The following is a 3917-nucleotide window of genomic DNA, read 5'->3' on the forward strand; positions in this document are numbered from 1 at the left end:
CAGCCGAAGGGTGACTGGATTGCGTTTCGAGGCACCGAGAGTGGCATAGCCAGACAGCATGGCCAGCGGCGCGATACAGTCGCTATCCTTACGGCAAAAGGCGCAAGGATATGACACTTCTCAAGCTCAGCCCCAATGCGCTAGCCCACTGCCGTTTCGCGATCTCACCGCTGGCCGAGACCGTCGGCGTGCTAATCACCTTGCAGCGCCGATGCACCGACCCCTCCTTGGCCCGCTGGCACGCCGAACACCAGCCGGCCTACCGCCGGTGGCTGGGCGCCAGCCCGATCGCTGCGGCACTGCTGGCGTTGATCGCCACGACCAAAAAATTCCCCGACATGATTGCGTTACCGCCTGAGCACGGCATCAATACCCGTTTCAGCGACGAACTCGCGGCGATGACAACCTTCAGCGACGACAACATCCGCGCCGCGGTGCGGGCCGCCGCGGCAGCAAGCTGGAAAACGCACTCTCTCGACTGGCTCAACCAGCAGAACCTTGCAACCCGCGCCGCGACGGTCTTGGACGAGGGCTGGCAGCAATTCGTCTCGCCGGACTGGGCGCGACGTCGTGCCGTCCTCGAACGCGACATCATGTACCGCGCCGGGCTACTGGCCGCTTATGGCTGGAAGCACACCGTCGAGAGTATGAAACAACGCTCAGTCTGGATCGGCGACAACACCATTCGCTTCAGCAGTCAGCACTGGCCCGACCGCACTATCGACGAGGGACTGATCTTTGTGCCCCGCACCACAACCGGCGGCTGGTGGACATGTGAACAAGCTCCACGCTACGCCCTGGTCTACTGCGCCCACGGCCCCCATGCCGAGCCGACCACCGCCGACGCCCGCGGCACCGACGCACTGTCGGCCCTTCTCGGTCCTGGCCGCTCCCGCATCGCACGCCAACTAAAAACCCCCGCCACCAGTACCCAACTCGCGCACACCCTCGGCCAATCTCTAGGCACCGTCAGCAATCACCTCGCCGTATTGCGCGATGCAGGGACAATTGTCGGAACCAGAGTCGGACGCAACGTCACCTACCGGCTCACCGAACGAGGACACCAACTCCTCCGACTCCTCGACGAAAACGCGCAAGCAAACGCATGACCCCTGCAACCCACTACCACCACCACATCGGGCGGCAATAACCTCATAACCCGCAACAGCTAACCGTCTCGGCTACTTTGGTTGCTGCAAGGTTCAGTGCATTTCGAGGGGATCGAGGTAGAGAGGTGTCGCAGCCGAGCCCGCGGCCGCTATCGGGTGGCTATCCTCCTAGCGCCGGGGGCGCGAGACCGGGTTATCTGCCGCCGGCGTCGCCGGGGTATCCAATGCACCCCAGCTCGGCTCCGGCGGCGTATCCACCGCCTGCAGTGGAGCCGACGTTTCAGGTGCGCACGTTCAAACACACTGGCGCTGTGGTGTTTTGGCTGAACCAGCCGTGTATCACCACCGGTAGCTATGCGCAGTGCGAGGCCGCGATCGATGCTGCTCAACAGCACTGCATCCTGGCGGGTTGGTGGAGCATGGGCTCGCTGGTGTGGAATCCGATCTCGTTGGCGCGAAACGCCCGCGCCCGCACGGTGCTGCGCCGCCAAGCCCGTCAAGCTCACGACTACGCGCTATGGTGGGCGACTTACCAAGCGGGGGGCCGCCACATCCATGTATGGGCGCCTCCACCCACCCGTCCGGCATACACCAAATGGTGGATGTGGCTGCCGCTCATTATGATTCCACTGATCCTCGCACTGATTGTGTCCATAGCAACCACCAAAGAAAGCCACCACAGACCCACCACGCCCAACCAGAACCCATTGACAACAATCACGTTGCCCACGTTGGCGCCCAAAGCTACGCAGTCCGCTTCGCGCTGACCTCCGGGCCAGCAAGACACTGGTTCAGGCTGCGCCCACTCGTCGTCGACGGCGTCGTTGTCGCCTGTATGCACGGCGGGTCAAACGCCAGTTCGGGCAGTCGGGAAGCCACTGAGCATCGGGCTCGGGTCGATAGGGATCTGCCAGCCTGTATGCCTCGGGCGTGACGACAGCACCGGCTTGATGCTGGCGTTCACTTAGTGGCTCAGTAGCCACCGCCACCGCCGTTGAGCGCGGCGCGGGGCATCCGGGCTGTGTCGGTGTGACGGGGGGCGCCGTCCATGGTGGCAAGTCGATCGCCGGTGAGTCGATCGAGCTCGGACGCCGGATGCCGAAGAGGGGCTGGCTCAGGGCTTGGGCGGAGGCGCGTTTGATTCGAGTCCGCGCGGCGATGCGCCTGAACAGGGCCACTTGTTAAGCCTAGCCGGGGCTCTGGTCGGAGGCCGGGTGCGCAATTCCCAGGTCGGCCGCCAGCGTGGCGAGGTCGACCTGGGGCGCGTCTGCCATCCAGGCTTGTGTGCGCCCGGCAGCAAGATAGCGCGGTGCGGGGTGGACTCTCCATGCTTGTTGACGGACCATCACGGCGTGGGCCAGGACTTGGGCGTGGAATCGTGTCGGCACCGTCCGGCTGGCCACGAGCGTTCCCCGGCGTCGCAGTTCCCTTAATGCCCGTGTGCTGGCGTTGGTGACGGCGACTTGCATCCAGGGCTTGGCGTGAATGGCGATGATGGCCACGGTGTGCGGGTCGAGCCACCCTTGTTCGCGCCAGGCCGGCAGGATTGCGCTCTCATCGTCGATCGATGCGAGCGCATTGAGCGCGTATCGGTACTGCTGGTCGTTGCGCCGTTCGACATCGGCGGGACCGCGTTGCAGTTGGGCGATCCGATGTTTAGGGATCGCGACGCGCCGATATGGCGAGTGTCGCTTGGAGATCCAACGGCGAACGGTGGACGGCGTGACACCGGCATACGCGGCGACCGCAGCCGCGTCGACGGTGTTCCGCGGGGTGGCGCCGTAACAGTCCAGCAGCATGCCGATGAGTCTTTTGCGGCTCCACCGGGGGCCAGCGTTGGGTCGTATTGCTTTGGATGGCAAGCTCATTCGGGGGTACCGATACCGAAATCGTCGATAGTGACGAAGTCCCATCCAGCGACGTACTTGTCGTCGAAGAACTCCTTCATCCACTTTCGAAGGCCCTCATCGCCGCCGTCCTCATAAGCGCGCAACAGGGCCTCGATCTCCTCGGGACTGATGTCGTTGGCCACGCGGCGATCGCGCGCATACCCTTGGTCGTAGCCGCCCACGCCTTGCTCACCGCTGACCCAGATTTTGCTGCCGGTGCGAAGCGCCTGCCTGCCTTGTGTGCTGCTGCGGAAGTCGGCGGTGGCCCCTCGCCGGCCCCGCTTGGTGGTCGTGACGCGCCGCGCCGCTGCCCGGATCGACGCCAGTCGGCCCTTAGACGGTTGTTGGGTGCCAGCGGCCCAGCGCCGCACGGTGCCCTGGGACACGCCGAGTGATTGCGCGGCGGCCCGCGCGTTGACCGCCCCACCACGCGGGCCCCGGCCGAACACTGCCTGCAGCATGCCTCGCATGCTGCTGCCCTCTGCGGAGTCGGCCTCGCGCCGGCCTGAAATCCGCCGCAAGAAGGTGTTGCTTTGCGCTGCTTGTGCTTGCCGGATCGCCTGGCGGACATCGCGTTTGGATACACCCAAGCCCCGTGCGGCGCGGTCGACGTCGACCGTTCCGTTAGCCACCGAGCCGTACCCCGCCAGGTCGCTGGCATTGATTCGGCTGCGTCGTCTGCCTCTGCGCGCCATCAGCGGCTGCCCTCAGCGTCGGTGAGCAGATTGGCGCGCCACGCACGGGCGGGGATCAAGTCTTGTTTGCCGCGGTAGTCACGTCCGTTGAGGTGCTCGAGGTGCTCGTCGAGCAGCCCAGAGCCTTCCGGCTTGTACTGCCCGAAGCCGCGGCCAAACGACTTTGGTCCCCCGGGCCAGGCTGTCACTGGATCCGGGTCATCGGAGGCGTAGAGGACCGTGTC

General features: G+C 65.1%; 4 protein-coding genes and 1 pseudogene. 2 read left to right on the forward strand and 3 right to left on the reverse strand.

Going from position 1 to position 3917, the window contains the following annotated elements; all coding sequences use genetic code 11:
* Positions 1–110: 110 nt before the first annotated feature.
* Together A9W96_RS17720 and A9W96_RS31545 are read left to right on the forward strand one after the other, a co-directional pair.
* Positions 111–1109, forward strand: a complete 999-nt coding sequence (locus A9W96_RS17720; RefSeq protein ID WP_067141675.1) for a helix-turn-helix transcriptional regulator — start codon at positions 111–113, stop codon at positions 1107–1109.
* Positions 1110–1420: 311 nt separating this feature from the next.
* Complete coding sequence (locus A9W96_RS31545; RefSeq protein ID WP_156765297.1) at positions 1421–1876, forward strand: hypothetical protein; 456 nt, start codon at positions 1421–1423, stop codon at positions 1874–1876.
* Positions 1877–2296: 420 nt separating this feature from the next.
* Here the strand turns inward: A9W96_RS31545 and A9W96_RS17725 are convergent, their stop codons facing one another.
* The 3 genes and pseudogenes from A9W96_RS17725 to A9W96_RS17735 all read right to left on the reverse strand — a co-directional run.
* Positions 2297–2908: a hypothetical protein gene (locus A9W96_RS17725; RefSeq protein WP_231999721.1), complete on the reverse strand. Its 612-nt coding sequence runs from the start codon at positions 2906–2908 to the stop codon at positions 2297–2299.
* Positions 2909–2973: 65 nt separating this feature from the next.
* Entirely contained in the window at positions 2974–3693 is a 720-nt protein-coding gene (locus tag A9W96_RS17730; protein ID WP_067141680.1) for a hypothetical protein, read from the reverse strand.
* Positions 3693–3917: pseudogene (locus A9W96_RS17735) on the reverse strand (transcriptional regulator); the annotation flags it as partial. The pseudogene A9W96_RS17735 and the gene A9W96_RS17730, both read right to left, overlap by 1 nt.

This window comes from Mycobacterium sp. 1245852.3 (assembly GCF_001669335.1).
In the GTDB taxonomy this organism is placed as follows: domain Bacteria; phylum Actinomycetota; class Actinomycetes; order Mycobacteriales; family Mycobacteriaceae; genus Mycobacterium; species Mycobacterium europaeum_A.

Bases quoted from the DNA above. Each gene is read 5' to 3' on its own strand.
- A9W96_RS17725 (WP_231999721.1), bottom strand. From the start codon at position 2,908: ATGCTGCTGGACTGTTACGGCGCCACCCCGCGGAACACCGTCGACGCG.
- A9W96_RS17730 (WP_067141680.1), bottom strand. From the start codon at position 3,693: ATGGCGCGCAGAGGCAGACGACGCAGCCGAATCAATGCCAGCGACCTG.
- A9W96_RS17720 (WP_067141675.1), top strand. From the start codon at position 111: ATGACACTTCTCAAGCTCAGCCCCAATGCGCTAGCCCACTGCCGTTTC.